Here is a 17,141-nt window from a genome sequence, read left to right as displayed (position 1 = left end):
ACTATATCAGTAAAATCCACTCTACTACGTAAAGACAATATAATGGTTATTATTAGTATATTATTCCGATAATTTATAAAAAATCATCATAAAAAATAATTAAATGTTATTTAAATCCGAATTTAAGCAATAATATATCTTTACCAAAGTTTTATCCTTGCTTTTTAAGCATATTCATTATAGCCTGATGGATAAATCACGAAAAATTTAAAATAATAGAGTCAGACAGGAATTACTATGAATCAGGTAGCATCCCGCCCAATTGATGATGTCAGAATTAAAGAAATTAAGGAACTGTTGCCACCCATTGCTCATTTATACGAATTGCCCATTACAGAGCAGGCCTCTGAGGTAGTACACAATACACGCCATGCTATTGCTGATCTGGTACATGGCAAGGATAAACGTCTACTGGTGATTATCGGTCCGTGTTCTATCCATGATCCGGCAGCTGCTATTGAATACGCTCAGCGTCTGAATGTATTACGTGAAAAATATGCACAAGAATTACTGATTGTTATGCGGGTTTACTTTGAAAAACCGCGTACTACGGTAGGCTGGAAAGGATTTATTAACGATCCGCATATTGATGGTTCCTATGATATTAACTATGGTTTGCGTCTGGCACGTAAGCTGCTGCTGGAATTAAACAATATGGGGATGCCGGCAGCTACTGAATTTCTGGACATGATTACTCCGCAGTATTTTGCCGACCTGATTTCATGGGGAGCAATTGGTGCCCGTACAACCGAAAGTCAGGTACACCGTGAGCTGGCCTCAGGTTTAAGCTGTCCGGTAGGTTTCAAAAATGGTACTGACGGCAATCTGAAAATTGCTATTGATGCCATTGGTGCTTCCAGCCATCCGCATCATTTTCTTTCAGTGACCAAGGCCGGCCATTCGGCCATTGTACGCACCAGCGGCAATCCTGACTGCCACATCATTCTGCGTGGCGGTAAAGAGCCTAATTACAGCCATGAATATGTACAGGCGGCGGTAAATGAACTGAACAAAAATCAGGTTACTCCTAATCTGATGATCGATTGCAGCCATGCCAACAGCCGCAAGGATTATCGCCGGCAAATGGAGGTAGCACAGGATATTGCCACACAGATTCAGGCAGGTGAACAGCACATTATGGGCGTAATGGTAGAAAGTAATCTGATGGCCGGACGACAGGATAACCCGGAAAATTACGGTCAGAGTATTACCGATGCCTGTATTGGCTGGGAAGAAACAGAAACTATGCTTGCCTTACTGGCACAGGCTGCACAGGCACGTCAGCAAAAGTAAACAGTATCGACACTAATGTGTGATACCTTAAAATTATCCCCGCTATTTGCGGGGATAATTTTTTACCGTACTGATTTAAAGCTAAGCAAATGCTGACGCGTAGCCAGCCATGCGCCCAGCATACCCAATCCGCAGACTACCAGCATAATAGCCAGTATTTCCCATAGATTGAAAAAACGCCAGACAACATGCACGCCATACGGCTGCAAAATCGCACTGAGTAAAGGCTGGGTCTGATAATTAAGCCAGTAACACAAACCAATGCTGATTGCCGCAGCCAGCAGGCTCTGCCAGATAGCCAGATACAGAAACGGCCGGCGGATAAATGATGCCGGAGCACCCAGCAGTTTGGTAATTTCGATTTCTTCCCGATGGCTGAGAATTTGTAACCGGATAGTATTGTAAGCAACCAGAGCAAAAGCCAGACCCAGTGTAATGGCCAGAAACCACAACAACTGATGGATAAACTGATTAATCTGATACAGCGTCTGCATCCACTCAGCATCCATTTTTACGCTTTCAACCATAGGTAATTGTTCAAGCTGAGTCTGTAAGGCAGTCAGTTCTTCCGGCGAACCTGCCTGCGGTGTAACCGTGAATGCATCCGGCAGAGGGTTACTGTCAAGCATTGAAACCAAATCCTGATTACCCATGCTGCGCTGCAACTCTTCCAGCCCTTGCTGTTTACTCACAAATACTACTTTTTCAAGTTGTTTATTGGCCTTTAAGGCTTTTTCAACAGTATGATTATCATCGGCGGTGGCATTAATCTGCATATAAAGTGTCATGGTGGGCACTTCATTCATCTGTCCCAGTACCTGCTGACCGCTCTGTACACCCAGATACAGAGCCAGCGGTAAAGTCATGGCGATGGCCAGCATAAGTAAAATAAGCAGGGTTGCCACCGGCTGACGCAGTAATTGACGTAATGCCTTGCATGCCGCTTCTTTATGCAGAGAAATAAACTGGATCATGCGTATAACCTGCCTTCCTGTAAGCGGATAATACGGTGTCCGTAGTCTGCCATTAATGTTTCATCATGTGCTGCCACCATAATCGTAGTACCGGCCTCATGAAATGTTTTAAACAATTCCATAATATCCAGTGCATAGGCTCTGTCCAGATTGGCAGACGGTTCATCTGCAATCAGCAGGCTGGGCTGATGTACCACAGCACGCGCAATACACAACCGCTGCTGCTCGCCGCCGGACAAAGTAATCGGATCAGCCAGCTCACGTCCGCTCAGACCAACTTTTTCAATCGCTATCCGCGCCCGCCGCTCAGCCTGTTTACGCTCATAACCGGTGATACGCAGAGGTAACATCACATTTTGCAACACATTGCGGTCAAATAATAATTTATGATCCTGAAAAACAATACCGATATGCTGACGCAAATAACCGAGCTGGTTATCATTTAGCCGCCCCAAATCCTGATTATTCAGCCAGACCTTGCCCTTAGTAGGTTTAACAATACCGCTTATCAGTTTAAGAATTGTTGACTTACCTGCACCGGAATGGCCTGCAATAAAAATCATTTCACCTTTGTTGATAGAAAAACTTAAGTTTTTCAGCGCAGTAAAACCGCCCGGATACGTTTTCGAAACCTGTTCAAAACGAATCATCTTTATATGTCCGTTTGTTATATAAGTATTGTTCGATTATACCGCAGCATACGCTCAAAGAAAGCCTGCACCTATCCAGTATCGCAAGTTCGCGGTATGCTTATACCTGTCCGTAAATAAGGAAACTGCAATGCAACCGATTACCATGTATACCACCGGGGTATGCCCTTATTGCCAGATGGCCAAAGCGTTACTCAAACAAAAAGGTGTAACCGACATCAATGAGATCCGGATTGATACGGATGCGCAAATCCGAGAGCAGATGATGCAGCGTACCGGCCGCCGGACTGTTCCGCAGATTTATATCGGTGAGGTACATGTCGGCGGCTTTGATGATTTGAATGCTTTGAATCAAGCAGGTAAACTAGACGCTCTGCTCGCAGGTTAAGCACGTACTATCTTTTTTCACTTTTCATCCGGTACAACCAGATGAAATCCGCAATATTAATTTTATTCCCTTGTTGAAAGAAAAGCATGAGCAAAAAAGAAAAAACACCAGAACAAACCTCACAACAACCGGTATTCAGTATTGAAAAAATTTATCTGAAAGATTTATCACTGGAAGTACCGCATGCGCCACAGATCTTTCTGGAAAGCGGAGAACCTCAAATTGAAATGCGTGTTACTTCTGCTTCTGAAAAACTGGAAGATGAATTTTATAATGTAACAGTAACTGTTACTGTTACTGCAAAAATGACTGAAGAACGTGTATTGTTTCTGAATGAAGTGGCACAAAGCGGTATCTTCCGCATTGCCAACATCCCGGATGAGGATGTAGAACTGCTGCTGGCTGTAGCTGCTCCGAATATTCTGTTCCCTTATGCACGCGAAACTGTATCTAATACCATTACACGCTCCGGCTTCCCGCCGGTAATGCTGGCTCCGATCAATTTCGAAGCCATGTATCAGGCTGAACAGGCTAACGCCGGCAATGCCTGATATAGGATTATAGATAAAAAGCTGCTTTATGCTGATGCAATATATACTTGCGGATAAAGCAGCTTTTTTATATCTGTTACTATGCAGCTACAACATCACCGGTAACGACTTTGAAATACTCCGGCAGCCAGTACACCTACTACACATAAGGGCAGAATATAATACATTGCGCCAATCGGACTAAAACGACTTAACCACTGCACCAGAGGCAAGGTTAAACCGCCGACAATGGCGTAAGCCACATTGTAAGAAAAAGAAATCCCTGTAAACCGTATAGCCGGCGGAAACATTCGTATCATGGCAGCTGAAACAATACCGGCCACACCAGCCGCCAACCCTAGCAATAAATACAGAACAAAAATCAGGCTATCACTGAATTTGCCCAGTGCCGGATAAAATAACGCTGTCATTACACCTGTAAACACGATTCCGCCAATCAGTACCCGTCCGGTACCCAGCCGATCTGCCAGCAAACCATAAATCACACAGCCCAGCATTTGCATCACAATAGCCATACTCTGCATTTCAAATGCCTGCGTACTGGAAAATCCGAAACTGCCGGTTAATAACTGCGGCATAGCCAGCAAAATCACCACAATACAGCCAGTCAGAAACCAGGTAAGCAGCATGCCGATAGATACAGCAGTTTTATGTTTAGAAACCAGAACTTTAACCGGCATTTCCGTTACCAGCTCCTTGCGTTGCTGCATTGCTTTGAAAACCGGCGTTTCATGCAGATAGCTGCGTAAATACAGAGTCAGCAGCCCAAACAGCCCGCCAATAATAAAAGGTATGCGCCATGCTCCGTTTAGAATAGCTTCACTACTGAAAAGTTTTGCCATACCCAGCGCAATCAGAGAGCCCAGTAATATTCCCAGCGACAACCCGCCTGTGAGAAAACCATTTGCCATACCAATACGTTTTTCAGGTACATGTTCAGACACAAAAGTCCAGGCTGCCGGAATTTCTCCGCCAATAGCCACACCCTGAATCATGCGTAATACTAATAGCAGTATAGGAGCTGCATAGCCGATAGTAGCAAAAGTAGGCATCAGCCCCAGACATAACGTAGGTAAAGCCATCATCATAATAGACAATGCAAACAAACGCTTGCGCCCGAATAAATCACCAAAATGCGCCATCACAATACCGCCCAGCGGACGAAACAGATAACCGGCAGCAAAAATTCCGTAAGTATTCAGCAGCGCCCAGAATGGATTTAAACCTGCCGGAAAAAACAGTTCAGACAGCACTTTGGCATAAAAAACATAAATGACAAAATCATAAAATTCCAGCGCCCCGCCAAAGGATGACAGCATCAGCGTACGCACATCTTCCCGTGTTAACAGCTTTTGTTCAGCTGCAACATCTGCATTCCGGCTCTTCATGTAACTTTCTCAATTAAACAGATAAAAAAATTAAAAGCGGTTTATAACAGCCTAAGCCAACTTTTTCAAATTCACAGCCCTCACTACTTACATTCCATCTGATTATTAGGCTGCTATCTTGCTTTTGGTTATAAAGAAACAAAAAAACAGTATTTCCGTACCCGCACCAGCATTGCTACATTAAAACATCGTCTAAAACCTATTTTCCGGCATGAATATATTCTGGCGCTACGGTCTGCTGGCAGCAATAATTGCAGGTCTGACATCTTGCGATAACAACTCCGGCAGCAGAGCAACTCTGCTGAACGCTTCTTACGATGCTACACGTGAATTGTATCAGCACTACAATACTGATTTTGAAAACTACTGGTATCAGCAAACCGGTCAGAAAGTGCATATCCGCCAGTCCAACGGAGGTTCCGGTAAACAGGCTATTGCTGTACAGAATGGTCTTAAAGCCGATGTGGTGACACTGGCGCTGGCCGGAGACATCAATGCTCTGAACCGTGGCAAAAAAACATTACTGCAACCGGACTGGCAGCAGCGTTTACCCCATAACAGCACCCCCTATACCTCTACCATTGTTTTTCTGGTGCGTAAGGGCAATCCCAAACACATCCGCGACTGGGGAGATCTGATCCGTAACAATGTTCAGATTATCACACCTAATCCTAAAACATCCGGTGGTGCACGCTGGAATTTTCTCGCTGCATGGGCTTGGGCGAAGCATCAGCCAAACGGTAGTGATGCCAGTGCTCAGGCATATCTGCAAGCTTTACTCCGGCATGTACCCATGATGGATACCGGAGCACGTGCCGCTACCATCACCTTTACCCACCGCCAGCTCGGCGATGTATTACTGGCATGGGAAAATGAAGCCAGACTGGCACTTAAACAGTCTCCTGACGAATTTGAAATCGTCACACCGTCACTTTCAATTTTATGTGAACCGCCGGTAGCCGTTGTTGACAGTAATGTTCTTACCCCGGATAAACGCCGGCTGGCCACTGCCTATCTGCAATATCTGTATAGCGACAGTGCCCAGCGTCTGATAGCACAAAGTTATTTCAGACCGGTGAATCCGAAAATCATAGCAGAATACCGGCACCAGTTTCCCAGCCTGCAACTGGTGACCATTGATAAAGAATTTGGTGGCTGGAAAGAAGCTCAACAACGCTTTTTCAGCGATGGCGGTATATTTGATCAGATTTATGCCAATCAGCAGCCATAATCTGACACCATCCATACATAAAAATAGTCCGGACCTGTTATCAGGTATCCGGACTATTTAATTAAATTACAGAAATTTCTCTTTTCTGATTAGTCGTTTACACTGAAACTTTATCTGCATCCCAGAAATCTACTGCGGCATCTACCACCGGTTTAACAATACCGGTACGAATAGCAAAATCACCAAAATCCTCAGCATTATTACGCTCCTGTGCCCAGCGCGCAATCCAATCCTGCAAGATAGCCAGCACTTCATCAACTGTAATATTCTCGCGGAACAAACGCGGAATACGCGTGCCAGCCCGGTTACCGCCAACGTACAGATTATAACGGCCGACTGCTTTGCCTATCAGCCCGATTTCGGCCAGTAACGCACGACCGCAGTTATTCGGACAACCGGTTACCCGCAGAATAATATGCTCCTTAGACAAACCATATTGCGCCATAAGCGCATCGACCTGATCAATGAAACCGGATAAAAACCGTTCAGATTCAGCCATCGCCAGCGGACAGGTTGGAAAAGCCACACAGGCCATACTGTTTTTACGCTGTTCCGTGATTTCATCGTCAATGAGTTTATATTTACGGGCAATCCGTTCAATTTCATCCTTATCTTCAGCATGCACACCGGCAATAATCACATTCTGATTGGCTGTCAGGCGGAAATCACCTTTATGAATTCTGGCTAATTCACGCATACCGGTTTTCAGCGGCCGGTCAGGATAGTCAAGTAAACGGCCGTTTTCAATAAATAAGGTCAGATGCCAGCGTTCGTCTTCCCCTTGTACCCAGCCAATGCGATCACCGCGTTCAGTGAGTTCATAAGGGCGGCTGGCAGCAAATTTAAAACCCTGCCGGCGCTCAACCTCCTCCTTAAATACTTCTGCGCCTACACGCTGCAAAGTGTAACGTGTACGTGCATTTTTGCGATCACTGCGATTACCCCAGTCGCGCTGGGTAGTAACCACAGCCTCAGCACAGCGTACAGCCTGCTCCACCGGAATAAAACCAAAATCCTTAGCGGTATTCGGGAATGTACGCTGATTACCATGATCAATAGACAGTCCGCCGCCTACCAGTACATTAAAACCAACAAGATGACCGCCCTCACCAATAGCGACAAAATTCAAATCATTGGCATGTAAATCCACATCATTCAGTGGCGGAATAACCAGAGCAGTTTTAAATTTACGTGGCAAATAAGTCTTACCATTGATCGGTTCGACCGCATCATTACTAACACCATCTGACAATGGTGCAGCCGGTTCTGAGCTAAGCACCTTTTCACCATCCAGCCAGATATCAGCATAAGCATGTGTTCGCGGCAGTAAATGCTCAGAAATCTTACACGCCCACTCATAGGCTTCACGATGTAAACTGCTTTCAATCGGGTTACTGGTGCACAGCACATTACGATTAATATCACCGGCGGTAGCAATTGAATCCAGACCGAGCTGATGCAGCCACTGATGCATCGGTTTAATATCCGGTTTCAGCACGCCATGAAACTGAAAGGTCTGGCGTGTAGTCAGACGAATACTGCCATAAAGTGTATGTGCAGTAGCAAATTCATCAATTCCCAGCCATTGTTTCGGGGTAATAATTCCGCCGGGCAGACGGCAGCGCATCATTACATTTTTCAACGGTTCCAGTCTGGCTGCCTGTCGCTGGGCACGGACATCGCGGTCATCCTGCTCGTACATACCATGAAAACGAATCAGCTGAAAATCATCACCATTAAACCCGCCGGTAATCCCATCATGTAAATCGGCAGCAATCTGCCCGTATAAATAATTACTTTCACCTTTCAGCCGTTCATTGTCGGCCAATGGTGCATCTGGCATTCTGGCTCGCGGGTCATTATTCATTTACAGTATTCCTTAATATGGCATCTTGTTATAATTCATTCAAACCATTGTATAATTAATCGGCTTTCAGCCAAAAGAATACCGAGTTGTAATTAAAGAGATTTTAGTTATAACACCTCTGACAGCCGGCGCTCTCCGGCTGTATCTGACTATGTAGGAAATACCTATGCAACGAGGCATTTATCAGCACTATAAAGGCAGGCTTTATCAGGTTACCGGTACAGCACGCCATAGTGAAACCGAAGAAGAACTGGTTATTTACCAGTGCCTGTACGGCGATTATTCAACCTGGGTACGTCCCAAAAGTATGTTTAATGAAACCATAAGTGTTAACGGACAACTACTGCCAAGATTTGCTTTAATACAGCCTCTTTAACCAGTAAAGCAAAAAAGCACTAACTATCCGTTAAAATTGATAGTTAGTGCTTTCATTTAGTAATAATAACTGTGTAAAATTTATTTACCAATACAAAAACGGCTGAATATAACACCCAGCAAATCATCGGCACTGAATTCACCAGTAATCTCATTCAATGCATTCTGCGCCAGACGCAAATGCTCTGCAAACAATTCAATTTGATTTTCCTGACACATACTGGCATTTAACAATTCCTCTTTGGCCTGTTCAAGCGCCTGAATGTGGCGTGTTCGTGCCAGAAAAAGCCCTTCACTTTCACCCTGCCAGCCTACCTGCTGTAATAAAGCCTGACGCAATAAGTCCAGCCCTTCACCTGTTCTGGCCGACAAAGCAATGACCTGACCGGCATCCGTTAATGCCCGCAATTTTCCCGTTTCACGTGAAACACAGCTGGCTGCTTCTCCTGTTAAATCAATCTTGTTGTGTACTTCGATTTTGTGCAAACTGGCCGGTAACTGCGCCAGAATTGCCGCAGTAGTGGCATTGAGTCCTTCACGCTGGTCAATCAGTATCAGCGCTACATCTGCCTGCTGTACAGCCTGCTGACTGCGCTCAATACCAATACGTTCAACCACATCTTCTGTTTCCCGCAGACCAGCTGTATCAATAATATGGACAGGTACCCCGTCCAGAGTAATCTGTTCCCTTACTGTATCCCTGGTTGTACCGGCGATATCAGTAACAATAGCTATATCGTCGCCAGCCAGTGCATTAAGCAGACTTGATTTACCTACATTAGGCGCACCCACCAGTACCACATTCATTCCTTCACGCAGCAGTGCGCCCTGCTGTGCATGCTGTAATACCTTGTCCAGACAGTCACGTAACTGCTTAAGCTTGCCGCTTGCATCTGCGGCCTGAAGAAAATCGATGTCCTCCTCCGGAAAATCCAGAGTTGCCTCCACCAGCATACGCAAAGTAATCAGATCATCAACCAGCCGGTGAATTTCTTCAGAAAAAGCACCCTTCAAACTGCGTACTGCCATCCGTGCGGCCGACTGACTGGAAGCATCAATCAAATCAGCCACACTTTCAGCCTGCGCCAGATCCAGCTTATTATTTAAAAAGGCACGTTTAGTAAATTCACCTGGCTCTGCCAGCCGCGCACCCAGTTGCAAACAGCGCTGCAATAGCATCTGCAACACCACAGGTCCGCCATGCCCCTGCAACTCAATTACATCTTCACCGGTAAAGCTGGCCGGCTCTGCAAAATACAACAACAGACCATTATCAATAACCGTATCCTGCTCATCAACAAAATCGGTATACATCACTTTGCGCGGCACCGGTGTTTTTCCACCACTTAATTTTTGTGCCAGAGACAACAGATTTTTACCGGATAAACGTACTACGCCTACGCCACCACGTCCCGGAGCAGTCGCAATAGCAGCAATAGTCGGATTAGTTTCCATCATCAGAATCCCTGCTTATTAAAACAGTTCAGGCAGCCTGAAACAGCTGCCTGAGCAAAATCAGCGTGCAACAGCTTAATCATCAACCTGCAACAATTCCACATCAAAAATCAGTGTGGCATCAGGCGGAATCACACCACCCGCACCCCGGCTGCCATAAGCCATATGCGGCGGAATAGTCAGCTTGCGTTTACCGCCTACCTTCATACCATTAAATCCTTCATCCCAGCCGGCAATAACCATACCCGCACCCAGAGTAAATGTTAACGGCTGCTGACGGGTAACACTGGAATCAAACACCGTACCGTCTTCCAGCATACCAGTATAATGTACCGTAATTTCCTTACCCTTTTGAGCTTCCGTACCCGTACCCTGCTGCAAATCTTCAATCACCAGATCCATATTCATTCATCCTTGATTAATAAATTAGCGTACACTGTAACACAGACATTCAACCCATGCATGTTATTGTCCATAGCAGGCTTTTCAATTAACAGGAGATAATATGACTACCAGCGAAATCGTTTTTCTGGACCGTGCAACCCTGCCCGAATATCCGTTTAACTTCAAATTTCCTCATCACATTACCAGCTATAGCCATACCAGCCCGGATGAAGTAGCCGGCCGGATTGCTCAGGCAAATATTGTTATATCCAATAAAGTGCGAATTAATGCTGAAGCTATTCGCAATAGTCCGCACTTACAGTTAATTGCGGTGCCGGCTACCGGTCTGGATCACATTGACCGGCAAACAGCACAACAACACAATGTCGGTATTCGTAATGTTCGCGGTTATGGAAACGATACGGTTGCCGAACATGCCATGATGCTGATTCTGGCACTGATGCGCCAGTTACCTGCTTATCAGCGCGATGTTGCTGCCGGCTTATGGGAAAACAGCCCTTTTTTCTGCCATTTCGGTGCACCTATACATGATTTGAACGGCAAAACACTGGGAATTTTCGGGAAAGGTGGTATCGGACAGGCTTTAGCTGCACGGGCGCAGGCATTCGGAATGCATGTTCTCTGGGGAGAACACAAAAACGCCAGTAGTTGCCGGGATGGCTATACCCCATTTACCCAGCTATTACAACAAGCTGATGTGATTTCCCTGCATTGCCCGCTGAATGAACAAACCCGCAATATGATTGATGAAGCGGAATTAAAAATGATGAAGCCGCAAGCCGTACTGATTAATGTCGGACGAGGTGGTCTGGTTGCAGAACAGCCACTGGTTGCGGCGTTGAAATATGGTCAGTTAGGCGGAGCAGGCGTAGATGTACTTAGCGAGGAACCACCGGTACATGGCAATCCGTTACTGCGAGCTCACCTGCCTAACCTGATTATTACCCCGCATATGGCATGGGGCAGCGAAGAAGCCATACAGCGTATCTGTAGCATGCTGGAGGATAATATCAATACTTTTATGCAGGAAAATAAATAGCAATTAGCGTAGTGGTCTGGCTTTGAGTTCTGTCAGTAATGCAGAATAGCCGGCCACTAAATCAGTATTATCCGGCAGAAAGCGGGCAATCTGCCGCCGCTGCTCATCTATATAATGAGCTGAGTTATCAGCATGCTCATTCATCGCAGATAGCAACTGTTTAGCACCCGCTTGCACATCATTACCCTGATAATAATAGCCAAGATCTGAAATCAGCTCAGCATTATGAATCAAAGGATATCCCTGCCAGCACACTTCCAGATAGAAATAATTTAGCGGATTTTCCCATTGATGAGATATTACCGCATCTGTATTGGTTGCCAGAAATGTCGGTGTATCATAACGCCCCAGAAATACTGATTTGTGCTTTTTCACAATATCCAGCTGATTCATCAGCGCAATGAATTCCATGGATTTCTGCGCCATCGGCAAAGCATTACAAACCTGCAAAATATCAATAGATTCCGGTTTATCACGATAGACTATTTCAGCAATCAGAATCGGATACAGGCAGAATTTAACCACATCGATATTCGGCTCCATAACCGACAAACGCCAGCCTTTACCGGATACCGGAACCTGCCATAAACCCTGAAAAGGCATAGCTGCGGTCTTCTGATTCAGGAAGACCGGACTCCACACAAATGGCACGACACGTGCTTCGTGGCGGCGGAATATTTCAAAATAAGCCCGACTGCAATTGGCTACCTGCGGAATCATCCAGATATCATCATAACGCTGATTAATAAACAGGTTGGCCCCGCCCATATTGCGGGCAAACAAAACCGACTCCATCATATGGATATATTCAAAACCGCAGCAGTAAGAAATCAGGTGTACACCCCGGTCTTTAATATAAGCCGTTTGTTCAGCACTAATCTGCCCGCCCAGTTCAATCAATACATCTATCTGATCCTTGACCTCAATAAAACTTTTGGTCGGCCATCTCTCCAAATCCCATGGTAAGCGTGAAGTAACCGGCACATCTGTTGTATTAGCCAGAACCACAGAATCTACATTAGGACAGTTTTTCAATGCTTCAGCAAGAAAAACAGCATTCTGTTTAATACCATTATTCCACAGCGTTTCTTCAGGGTGACTCAGACCAATAGTAATTCCTATACGCAGGCGCGCGGCTCCGGTATCCTGAACATGGCCGGAATTCAAATTTGATGTATTAGATAAATTCATATTTTTTTATGGAAATATTTCACCAACAACCGGTTTTATATGTTTTATCAGCAGCAGCTTTTATGCAGGAACACATTAGACTAAAATATCGATCAATTTAAGATAATCTATACTTTAAACAGAGATTTCAGTGCTTTAGTATAACAGCGCACATTACTTTCTGCCTCCGGATCCAGAGTTGCCAGAAAAGCTGTTGCTTTTTCACGATAACCGGCAAGATTTTCATCGTGCATCTTATACGCATCTGCCAGTTTCTGCCCGCCTTCTTCGCAATCAAAATCATGGTAGCGATACCCGCAATCACCAATCAGATGCGAATTATGAATCAGCGGATAACCGCCATATAAAGCTTCATAATAAAGATAATTCTGCGCATTTTCCCACTGATGACAAACAATAGCTTCACAGTAGCGTGATACAACCTGCCAGATCGGGTAACGGCCTTCAAACGATGCCAGACCATGACGAATAATATTCAGACTATGGGCAAATAGATTAAAAGCACTCTGCTCTTTCAGATTCAGAGTATTACAAACATAGATATGTTCAATAAAATCCGGATTCAGACGATGCGCATTTTCACAGACCAGCATAGGTATATAACTGGTTTTTACCATACACATATTCGGCTCAAACATACCAATACGCCAGCGTCTGCGGCCAGGCCGATATCCGAACTTCTCATTTTCCGGCAGTCTTTCACAAGCCTTATTCAGAATAACCGGACTCCACAAATGCGGCATAATTCTGACCGGAGTACGAAAAGTACTGGCAAAATAGGGCATACAGCTTTTCTCATACTCAGGTAATGTCCATACCTCATCATATGGCGCACCTGTAATCAGCAATGCAGAAGGTTTATTGAACAGCATGCGTTCAATATCAATCACATAATCATTACCTACCCGCATACTGACTACTTTACCACCCTGAGCCTTGAAACTTATCATCCACTCTTTGGATAGCTGAGCACTCATTTCAATCATGACATCCAGCTCGTTCAGAGCACTGGCCATGTCAATTACTGGTACTGGTGAATCCTTCAGAAAATTCATTGCGTCCTGCATGTCACCGTCACCGGAACCGGCAACCAACACAGTATTACTGACAACCGGTGATTTTTGTAACAGCATCGCCAGAAACAGACAATTCTGAAAAATACCGTTTTCCCACAGCGACTGTGCTCCTTTACGCACATAAATTGAAACACCGATACGAAGTGAAGACACCGACGACATGAGTTAATTCCTTAATAATTCCGGACGATCAGCACACAGATTAGTTAATAATTGTGCATGAGCAGCGATATTGGCTTCTGTCAGAGGTGAAGTGGCCTTAAACAAAGCCTGAGAAGCCTGCCGCTGACTGCCCAGATTTTCCTCATGATGCTGCCAGGCATGAATAAGCAGTCTGCCTGCCTCTGCAGCATTAAAATCCGGATAATAATAGCCGGCACCAAACTCTTTTAACCAAGGTGAATTATGAATCAGTGGATAATCACCATACAGTGCATCCAGATACAAATAATTCTGGTCATTGCACCATTGATGCGAAACCACCGCATTGGCATGCTGTGCCATAAAACCGGCAATATCATGGCGGCCGTAAAAACACGCTTTATGGTCTTTTACCAGATTCAGTGAATTGGCCAGATACAGCATTGTCAGATGATCTTTCATATGCAGCGTATTGAGCACATGCATCATACCTATTGACTGCGGCTCTGCCCGATAGGCTTCATCACAGGCCAGCATCGGAATGGATGAAGTCTTCACCACTGAAATATTAGGCTCGAAAATAGCCACATTCAACGGCGTTTTAACACCATCCTGAAAATTATCGCGCCAGCCAAAATAGAAACCATGCTCAGAAATTTCCTGCTTACGTCTGGATACAAACATCGGATCCCACAAATAGGGCGTAACATGTACCGGACAACGGTACATTGTCCGCAGCATCGGAATATAGCCCTTATCTTTAGGCAAAACCCATACTTCATCAGAACGGTCTACCGGCGGAAAACTGGTCGGTTTTTCAAAGACATTGTATTCTGCCAGACCAACATAAGGCTGACCAACACAATAAAATACCACTTTTTTCCCGCGTGCCCGCTGCAACGCCAGCCAGTGCGGACTTAACGCGCCAGCCAGTTCAATAATGACATCAAAAGCATCCTCAGCTTCCTGTTCAGACATCAGATGCAAATCAAACAAACTTAAATCAATTTGCTCTGCCATTCCCGGCTGCCCGCCCACATTAATCAGATCAACTGCTTTAACAAACGGAATAGCCTTCAGGCTCTGAACTAAAAATATAATATTCTGACTCATGCCATTTTCCCAGATATTCTGATTGGCATGAGTAATAACAGAAATACCGATACGCATGTTAATCCGTATTCTTAGTAAAAATACAATTAGTGATCAATAAATAAGATTTACAGACTTCACAGGAAAAACCCGGAAGTCTGCTTTTAATCAGGTTTTCTTACCATTTAAAGCCAAGTACTGAATTAACAGCTGTCTCTTTGCCCGTAGTAGAAACACCTGCACCCCATGTCACTTTGCCGTTCTTACTTGCTGCCTTAAAGTTAAGGCCGACAGCACCATAGCCACGATATGCACCGACACCAACACCAACGGTCTGTTCACCACCATTCAGGGAGGGCAGATAAGCACCGGACAGAGCCATGGCCAGTGCCGTACCGGAATAGGCACGACGCTCAACATGATGAATGTTGTCATTCATCTGGTTAACATATTCATTTATCATGCTAACCTGATTATTCACACCCTTAAGCTGAGCCACATTGACTGCATCAGTATCAGCCGTACCCGCGGCAACCCCGGTTATCTGACGGTATACACCTTTCGATGCATCTCCTACAGATACCGCTCCTTCTGTACTCTTCGTTGCCCGGATTGCTGCTGTCTGCTGCTGCGTTGCCGTTACCGGTATATAGCCCTCTTTACCGGCTGATGTATTTGCCACCGATCCGGATCCGAGTGCTACGCCTCCGCTCTGAGTTACTTTCGCCTGACTGCCCAGAGCAACACCATTGGCTGACGATGCGCTGGCAGAATCACCGATGGCAACTGCTGAGGTGCCGCTGGCCATTGATGCGCCGCCTATTGCAACTGAATCAACCCCCTGTGCAACTGAGGCTGCTTTTGCTGAGTTACTCTTTGCATATTTAGTGCCATAATTTTCCAGATTTTCCAGTGCATCTTTTACATTATTGGCTGACACCACACTGCCCGACGGCGTAGTAATATCGTATTTAGGCGGCTTAATACTATTTGTGTCCGATTGTGAGGCAGTACCCAGATAAGATGCTACAGAGGAAATCTGACTGTCTATGTTTTTACTGATTGCAGTTGACAGACTCGACAGTGCATCATCAGAAATAGTGCCTGCGGGCAGACCGCTTACTGCTGTTGACAGGCTTGATGACAAGGTATTGATACTTTGTTGTACATCCCACAACTGACCACCATTCACTGCATCAAGAGAACCGGCTGCTATACTAGCGCTTTTAACACCGGTAATTCTCTGTCCTTCAATACTTCCGCGAGCAGCATCATAAACTTTACTACTATCATTCCACTGTAACGCATTCGCATTCAGATCAGAGATACTGGTAAGCATACTGCCCAGGTCTGTGCCAATCAATAAATCTGATATCGCTGTTGAAGTGGATGTTGACAAAGAACTCAGATCAGATTTTACTGTGTATAACTGGCCGCCATTTACCGCATCATGCGAATCTGCAGTAAGATCACCATCTGCCAGATTCACAATTTTTTTGCCACGATCATCAGGAGTAGAACCACGAGTCATACCATTGATTTGGCCTGCATCAAATCCGCCTTGTTCCTCATTCCATTGGATCGCATGCTCGTTCAGATAAGACATAACTGTCTGCATATTTCCGGAAGCAGTTGACACACTGCTTACTGTGCTTGACAGACTTTCATAATTACTGAACAGAGAACTGCCTATAGAATTGATTTGACTAGTAACAGCTGATGAAACAGTTGTTGACAGACTGCTCAGACTGGTTGAAACAGAGATGTAACTGGAGAGACTAAAGAGCTGACCTCCGTTAATTGCATCGGTTGAATGTGCTGATACATCACCGGCAGCTACATGGGTAATTCTTTGTGCGCTACCGCTTCCATGGCTGGCATCATATGCGCTAATACCGCTATTCCATTGCAGGGCATCCTGATTTAATGAAGATACCCGATTATTGATATTAACATATCCGCTTGACAGGCTGGCTATATCGCTATTTGCTGTGTTCAGTCCTGTTGACAGGCTGGATACGTTTT

16 protein-coding genes are annotated in these 17,141 nt (G+C 45.1%); 6 read left to right on the top strand and 10 right to left on the bottom strand.

The features are described 5' to 3' along the window. Positions 1 to 237 precede the first annotated feature (237 nt). A complete protein-coding gene (gene aroG, locus H3U73_RS09910) occupies positions 238 to 1,293 on the top strand; it encodes a 3-deoxy-7-phosphoheptulonate synthase AroG (protein ID WP_100125712.1) in 1,056 nt (351 codons plus the stop codon). A 62-nt stretch (positions 1,294 to 1,355) separates the two neighbouring features. Here aroG and ftsX read toward each other — a convergent pair whose 3' ends face one another. Both ftsX and ftsE read right to left on the bottom strand, forming a co-directional pair. Beyond that, the gene (ftsX, locus tag H3U73_RS09905; RefSeq protein ID WP_172397530.1) at positions 1,356 to 2,273 is read right to left on the bottom strand and encodes a permease-like cell division protein FtsX; all 918 of its coding nucleotides are present in this window, start codon (positions 2,271 to 2,273) and stop codon (positions 1,356 to 1,358) included. Then, positions 2,264 to 2,917: a cell division ATP-binding protein FtsE gene (gene ftsE / locus H3U73_RS09900; RefSeq protein WP_198190492.1), complete on the bottom strand. Its 654-nt coding sequence runs from the start codon at positions 2,915 to 2,917 to the stop codon at positions 2,264 to 2,266. The genes ftsX and ftsE overlap by 10 nt, the downstream gene beginning before the upstream one ends. Positions 2,918 to 3,047: 130 nt before the next feature. Here ftsE and grxC point away from each other — a divergent pair, with 130 nt between their 5' ends. Beyond that, positions 3,048 to 3,305, top strand: coding sequence for a glutaredoxin 3 (gene grxC, locus H3U73_RS09895; RefSeq protein ID WP_025329678.1), 258 nt, complete (start codon positions 3,048 to 3,050; stop codon positions 3,303 to 3,305). A gap of 86 nt (positions 3,306 to 3,391) precedes the next feature. Further along, positions 3,392 to 3,856, top strand: coding sequence for a protein-export chaperone SecB (gene secB / locus H3U73_RS09890; RefSeq protein ID WP_025329677.1), 465 nt, complete (start codon positions 3,392 to 3,394; stop codon positions 3,854 to 3,856). A gap of 95 nt (positions 3,857 to 3,951) precedes the next feature. Here secB and H3U73_RS09885 read toward each other — a convergent pair whose 3' ends face one another. After that, entirely contained in the window at positions 3,952 to 5,244 is a 1,293-nt protein-coding gene (locus H3U73_RS09885) for an MFS transporter (RefSeq protein ID WP_198190491.1), read from the bottom strand. A gap of 211 nt (positions 5,245 to 5,455) precedes the next feature. Here H3U73_RS09885 and H3U73_RS09880 point away from each other — a divergent pair, with 211 nt between their 5' ends. Next, a complete protein-coding gene (locus H3U73_RS09880; RefSeq protein ID WP_198190490.1) occupies positions 5,456 to 6,475 on the top strand; it encodes a sulfate ABC transporter substrate-binding protein in 1,020 nt (339 codons plus the stop codon). A 97-nt stretch (positions 6,476 to 6,572) separates the two neighbouring features. On the opposite strand, the gene cysI is transcribed toward H3U73_RS09880, so the two are convergent. Next, positions 6,573 to 8,342: an assimilatory sulfite reductase (NADPH) hemoprotein subunit gene (gene cysI / locus H3U73_RS09875; RefSeq protein WP_100125709.1), complete on the bottom strand. Its 1,770-nt coding sequence runs from the start codon at positions 8,340 to 8,342 to the stop codon at positions 6,573 to 6,575. A gap of 166 nt (positions 8,343 to 8,508) precedes the next feature. Here cysI and H3U73_RS09870 point away from each other — a divergent pair, with 166 nt between their 5' ends. After that, a complete protein-coding gene (locus H3U73_RS09870) occupies positions 8,509 to 8,718 on the top strand; it encodes a DUF1653 domain-containing protein (RefSeq protein WP_198190489.1) in 210 nt (69 codons plus the stop codon). A gap of 80 nt (positions 8,719 to 8,798) precedes the next feature. Here H3U73_RS09870 and mnmE read toward each other — a convergent pair whose 3' ends face one another. Both mnmE and H3U73_RS09860 read right to left on the bottom strand, forming a co-directional pair. Beyond that, on the bottom strand, positions 8,799 to 10,175 hold the full coding sequence (gene mnmE, locus H3U73_RS09865) for a tRNA uridine-5-carboxymethylaminomethyl(34) synthesis GTPase MnmE (RefSeq protein WP_084550605.1): 1,377 nt from the start codon (positions 10,173 to 10,175) through the stop codon (positions 8,799 to 8,801). Positions 10,176 to 10,247: 72 nt separating this feature from the next. Further along, positions 10,248 to 10,574, bottom strand: coding sequence for an FKBP-type peptidyl-prolyl cis-trans isomerase (locus tag H3U73_RS09860; RefSeq protein ID WP_084550608.1), 327 nt, complete (start codon positions 10,572 to 10,574; stop codon positions 10,248 to 10,250). A 103-nt stretch (positions 10,575 to 10,677) separates the two neighbouring features. On the opposite strand from H3U73_RS09860, the gene H3U73_RS09855 reads away from it, so the two are divergent. After that, on the top strand, positions 10,678 to 11,616 hold the full coding sequence (locus H3U73_RS09855; RefSeq protein ID WP_078474564.1) for a D-2-hydroxyacid dehydrogenase: 939 nt from the start codon (positions 10,678 to 10,680) through the stop codon (positions 11,614 to 11,616). Between the two features lie 3 nt (positions 11,617 to 11,619). Here the strand turns inward: H3U73_RS09855 and H3U73_RS09850 are convergent, their stop codons facing one another. From H3U73_RS09850 to H3U73_RS09835, 4 genes are all read right to left on the bottom strand, one after another. Continuing rightward, complete coding sequence (locus tag H3U73_RS09850; RefSeq protein WP_198190488.1) at positions 11,620 to 12,807, bottom strand: DUF2827 domain-containing protein; 1,188 nt, start codon at positions 12,805 to 12,807, stop codon at positions 11,620 to 11,622. Between the two features lie 107 nt (positions 12,808 to 12,914). Then, entirely contained in the window at positions 12,915 to 14,045 is a 1,131-nt protein-coding gene (locus tag H3U73_RS09845; RefSeq protein WP_198190487.1) for a DUF2827 domain-containing protein, read from the bottom strand. 3 nt (positions 14,046 to 14,048) lie between these two features. Further along, entirely contained in the window at positions 14,049 to 15,194 is a 1,146-nt protein-coding gene (locus H3U73_RS09840; RefSeq protein WP_198190486.1) for a DUF2827 domain-containing protein, read from the bottom strand. 100 nt (positions 15,195 to 15,294) lie between these two features. Further along, a partial coding sequence (locus H3U73_RS09835) for a hypothetical protein (RefSeq protein WP_198190485.1) occupies positions 15,295 to 17,141 on the bottom strand: 1,847 nt, incomplete at its 5' end.

Origin of the sequence: Snodgrassella sp. W8124 (genome assembly GCF_016100875.1) — a bacterium.
In the GTDB taxonomy this organism is placed as follows: Bacteria; Pseudomonadota; Gammaproteobacteria; order Burkholderiales; family Neisseriaceae; genus Snodgrassella; species Snodgrassella alvi.
This window is presented reverse-complemented; position numbering and strand designations above follow the sequence as displayed.

Coding starts and splice junctions, on each gene's coding strand:
- aroG (WP_100125712.1), top strand. CDS start 238: ATGAATCAGGTAGCATCCCGCCCAATTGATGATGTCAGAATTAAAGAA.
- ftsE (WP_198190492.1), bottom strand. CDS start 2,917: ATGATTCGTTTTGAACAGGTTTCGAAAACGTATCCGGGCGGTTTTACT.
- grxC (WP_025329678.1), top strand. CDS start 3,048: ATGCAACCGATTACCATGTATACCACCGGGGTATGCCCTTATTGCCAG.
- secB (WP_025329677.1), top strand. CDS start 3,392: ATGAGCAAAAAAGAAAAAACACCAGAACAAACCTCACAACAACCGGTA.
- H3U73_RS09885 (WP_198190491.1), bottom strand. CDS start 5,244: ATGAAGAGCCGGAATGCAGATGTTGCAGCTGAACAAAAGCTGTTAACA.
- H3U73_RS09880 (WP_198190490.1), top strand. CDS start 5,456: ATGAATATATTCTGGCGCTACGGTCTGCTGGCAGCAATAATTGCAGGT.
- cysI (WP_100125709.1), bottom strand. CDS start 8,342: ATGAATAATGACCCGCGAGCCAGAATGCCAGATGCACCATTGGCCGAC.
- H3U73_RS09870 (WP_198190489.1), top strand. CDS start 8,509: ATGCAACGAGGCATTTATCAGCACTATAAAGGCAGGCTTTATCAGGTT.
- mnmE (WP_084550605.1), bottom strand. CDS start 10,175: ATGATGGAAACTAATCCGACTATTGCTGCTATTGCGACTGCTCCGGGA.
- H3U73_RS09860 (WP_084550608.1), bottom strand. CDS start 10,574: ATGGATCTGGTGATTGAAGATTTGCAGCAGGGTACGGGTACGGAAGCT.
- H3U73_RS09855 (WP_078474564.1), top strand. CDS start 10,678: ATGACTACCAGCGAAATCGTTTTTCTGGACCGTGCAACCCTGCCCGAA.
- H3U73_RS09850 (WP_198190488.1), bottom strand. CDS start 12,807: ATGAATTTATCTAATACATCAAATTTGAATTCCGGCCATGTTCAGGAT.
- H3U73_RS09845 (WP_198190487.1), bottom strand. CDS start 14,045: ATGTCGTCGGTGTCTTCACTTCGTATCGGTGTTTCAATTTATGTGCGT.
- H3U73_RS09840 (WP_198190486.1), bottom strand. CDS start 15,194: ATGCGTATCGGTATTTCTGTTATTACTCATGCCAATCAGAATATCTGG.